Raw genomic sequence first — 1,088 nt, forward strand, 5'->3', positions numbered from 1 at the left:
TAGGTCCCGAGATCGTCGGCTTCGACGAGCCCCGGCAGCGAACCACCCTCACGCAGTGGCGTGATGTAGCGGGTCGCCGTGACGTGTGTAAGCATTTCGCCAGGTTATGCGATGTCCGGGCCTTGCAATCCGCGCCCTCCCGGATGCGCACGTCCCAGCGGGACGGTGTGAACTCATCGGATGCCCGTCTGCTCCAAGAGCCCCGCATGGCTGAGCAGTTCAGCCCATTGGTCTTCGCGTCCCGTAGCGGAAAGGTCCACATAGCGGGGTCCCGCCATGAAACGCAGGAAGAATGAGGTGACATCGTCCGCGGCCTTCTCGAACGACGAGGATCTCCACCATTCGGCTCCCGTGTCCGGGAAGTACCAGACCTCGCCGTTCAGTCTGTTCACAAAGAAGGGGTCATCGGCGATGGCTCCGCAACACAACCACCTCCGACGTCCGAGGACTACCTCCGCCCCCGGAACCGGATCGGCATAGAACTGCATCTGGTCAACCGTGGAAGCCGAGAAGACGGTGACGTCACCGCAGGTCGCGCCGTTCGCGACCATGAAAAATTCCCGAAGCGAGACGGGAAGGCCTGCGGGAAGTTCTTTGGGCAGAGCCGCAGCAGGTAGCGAGTTCATCATGCACCATTCGACCCGCGAACCCATGACGTCTCGCAGGGTTTCCACAAGCAATTGAAGCTCTGCACTCATATCCTGATCGCCACTCAGCCCTTGTCCTGATCCGCATGCAGTCGCGCCGGCCCGGCCAACGCCTCGCCCCTCGACAATGCACCACGACCGCCATGGGGCAAAGGTGCTGACTCACCTGCCGCCACCCAGCGGGCATGGCAAGGAAGTTCACCTTGAAGCGCAGTTCTCCCAAGGGGTGGATGGCTGCGCCACGACGGTGAAGTACCGCACGCATCGGGCATACTCGGCTCGGTACTGCGCCAAGGCGTGGCAGTAGACCGTCCGGACATCCGACGCCGACGCCGGCGCGGCCACGTCGGCAGCCCGGCAGGACTCCTCCCTCCCGGCCGATCGCCTTCTCGTCGGCCAATCGGATGCCGGGCTCCTCCCACGCTCCCGAGGCGGCAGACT

The 1,088-nt window shown here is 63.9% G+C and carries 1 protein-coding gene and 1 pseudogene; both read right to left on the reverse strand.

Translation table 11 applies throughout. The annotated features are described in order from the left end of the window. A pseudogene (locus tag BIV24_RS36635) lies at positions 1-95 on the reverse strand (HipA family kinase); the annotation flags it as partial. 78 nt (positions 96-173) lie between these two features. Further along, positions 174-698 (reverse strand): hypothetical protein, encoded by a 525-nt coding sequence (locus tag BIV24_RS30955; RefSeq protein ID WP_143064717.1) that lies wholly within the window; start codon positions 696-698, stop codon positions 174-176. Between the last annotated feature and the right edge of the window lie 390 nt (positions 699-1,088).

It is taken from the genome of Streptomyces colonosanans (assembly GCF_001866645.1).
In the GTDB taxonomy this organism is placed as follows: Bacteria; Actinomycetota; Actinomycetes; order Streptomycetales; family Streptomycetaceae; genus Streptomyces; species Streptomyces colonosanans.